This is a genomic window from uncultured Maritalea sp. (assembly GCF_937139385.1).
GTDB classification, from domain to species: domain Bacteria; phylum Pseudomonadota; class Alphaproteobacteria; order Rhizobiales; family Devosiaceae; genus Maritalea; species Maritalea porphyrae_A.
Map to the genome: position 1 here is coordinate 1 of NZ_CAKZPW010000272.1, position 2,065 is coordinate 2,065.

The 2,065-nt window shown below is 50.3% G+C and carries 2 protein-coding genes; one reads left to right on the top strand and one right to left on the bottom strand.

Features of this window, described 5'->3' with window-relative positions; translation table 11 throughout:
- Positions 1–635 (bottom strand): MFS transporter (locus tag Q0231_RS11110; protein WP_299347723.1); only part of this gene is annotated, 635 nt, incomplete at its 3' end.
- A gap of 207 nt (positions 636–842) precedes the next feature.
- Here Q0231_RS11110 and guaB point away from each other — a divergent pair.
- Positions 843–2,065 (top strand): IMP dehydrogenase (gene guaB, locus Q0231_RS11115; RefSeq protein ID WP_299347724.1); only part of this gene is annotated, 1,223 nt, incomplete at its 3' end.

The window sequence follows — 2,065 nt, forward strand, 5'->3', positions numbered from 1 at the left end:
ACCGAAAGGCCAAAGATCAATCCAGAAAAACTGCTGCCGCAGAGCAAAAAGCCGACCCAATCCAGCTTCCGTTTTTCGCGATAACCTGTGCCGCTTAGATATTTGCTTGCCAAAATGATGCCAATGATCCCGATGGGGATGTTTATGTAAAAGATCCAGTGCCAAGAGAAATAGGTGGTGAGAAAACCACCTACAGGTGGGCCAGCAAGTGGGCCAAACAAGGCAGGCACTGTCAACCACGCCCATGCGTTGATCAATTCTTTCTTCGGCGTATTCCGAATGAGAATGAGCCGCGATAGTGGGGTCATCATTGAACCACCAACACCTTGAACAAATCGAGCCAAAACGAATGTCAAAAGTGAGTCGGCAAACGCACATGCAATCGAGCCCAACATGAACACAACAATCGCGCCGCGAAAAACGTTCCGCGCGCCAAATCGGTCCGCCATCCATCCGCTAATTGGGATGAAGATGGCAAGTGCTACAAGGTAGGATGCTAATGCCAGTTTTAAGGAAATAGGTTCAGTGCCAATGTCCGCAGCAATGGCGGGCAGGGAGGTGGCAATCACCGTGGAATCCATCATTTCCATAAAAAGGGCCACCGCTAATATAAGCGGCGTGATGCGGTTGGACATAATTACCTAAAGACTCAGTGGTTGGACCAGCAGTGTCGCACGGCACCCCAATTGATGCAATTGTCATACAAAATTTGTCTTATAGGCCTCTATGCAAAAGGTTGAGGCCATGTTAATGACCCTCGCCAACCAGTAGAATGGTGGCGATGCTCTCCACCAGTCTCACGCATACCCAAAATTCGTGTCTTTAGACGGAGGCTTACGCCCGTGGCAAAAATCATTTCTTCAGCAACCGGTGATACCGCATTAACGTTTGACGACGTTTTGTTGCAACCAGCTCAATCTAGCGTAATGCCCGCTGACGTTGATCTCAAAACAAATGTCACCAAAGATATCGTGTTAAACTTGCCCATTCTTTCTTCTGCAATGGACACTGTGACCGAGAACAAAATGGCGATCGCATTGGCCCAAGCGGGCGGCATGGGCGTTATTCACCGCAACTTGACCCCAGAAGAGCAAGCTGAGCAAGTCAAACAGGTCAAGCATTTTGAAAGCGGTATGGTGGTAAACCCAATCACTATCGGCCCAGATGCGACACTATCTGATGCGCTCAACGTTATGGAAAGTCGCAATATCTCGGGCATTCCCGTTGTCGAAAACGGAGGCTCTGGCGGCCGCAAATCTGGCAAATTGATTGGCATATTGACCCACCGCGATGTGCGATTTGCGTCAAATCCGAACCAGCCGATCTCTGAACTCATGACGCATGAGAACCTGATTACGGTGCGCGATGGTGCCTCCCAAATTGAAGCGAAGCGTTTGTTACACGCCAACCGCATTGAAAAGCTTCTTGTGGTTGATGATGCTTATAATTGTGTTGGTTTGATCACGGTAAAAGACATCGAAAAAGCCCAGCTTCACCCCAATGCGATCAAAGACAGCAAGGGCCGTCTTCGTTGTGCCGCAGCTTCAACGGTGGGGGACAAAGGTTATGAGCGTTGTTTGCAGCTAATCGATGCTGAAGTTGATTTGCTGGTAATCGACACAGCCCACGGCCACAATGTGGAAGTGGCAAAAATTGTTACACGTCTCAAAAAAGAAAACTCAAAGGTCCGCATTGTCGCTGGCAACGTGGCAACAGCCGCTGCAACTCGCGCGCTGATCGATGCTGGCGCGGATGCGGTTAAAGTGGGCATTGGCCCAGGCTCAATTTGTACAACACGTATTATTGCCGGTGTCGGCGTTCCTCAGCTTGCCGCCGTTATGGGTTGCGCTGAAGAAGCGGCAAAATCTGGCATTCCAATTATCGCGGATGGCGGAATCAAATTCTCAGGTGATTTGGCTAAAGCATTGGCCGGCGGTGCAAATTGCGCCATGGTTGGCTCGCTTTTGGCGGGCACTGACGAAAGCCCAGGCGAAGTTTACCTCTACCAAGGTCGCTCATATAAGTCCTACCGTGGCATGGGATCTGTTGGCGCCATGGCTCGGGG